1 protein-coding gene is annotated in these 376 nt (G+C 39.9%); it reads right to left on the bottom strand.

From position 1 onward, the window contains the following. Positions 1–376 (bottom strand): rhamnan synthesis F family protein (locus tag RCF13_RS16145; RefSeq protein ID WP_308141343.1); only part of this gene is annotated, 376 nt, incomplete at both ends.

A 376-nucleotide genomic window follows, 5' to 3' on the forward strand; every position in this document is an offset into this window, starting at 1 on the left:
AAGCAATATATTTAGGTGCAATATCGCGACCTCTGTTCGGCGTCACACGAATTACGACCTCAATCGCCCCGACATCAGTTCCGTCGATTGCATCACGAATCCTATTCTTCTTTTCTTCAGTATCTGTCGTAATAAACAAACCAAAAGGAACAGGGATATTTTTAATATAACCAATTATTTCCTCCGTTAATTCGGGATAAAAAATATGTGCTACGACAGCTACTCTATCGAAAATAATATCACCTTCCGATTGTTCGAAAGGAATATTTAACGACGGATTGATATCATCTGGCAATGTTCGTGCAGTGACAGCACCAATGCTATTCAACTTCCCGCCTTGGAGATTTTGATCCGTAATGTAGGAGGAAACTTCGTA

This window comes from Stenotrophomonas maltophilia group sp. RNC7, from assembly GCF_030910085.1.
GTDB classification, from domain to species: domain Bacteria; phylum Pseudomonadota; class Gammaproteobacteria; order Xanthomonadales; family Xanthomonadaceae; genus Stenotrophomonas; species Stenotrophomonas sepilia.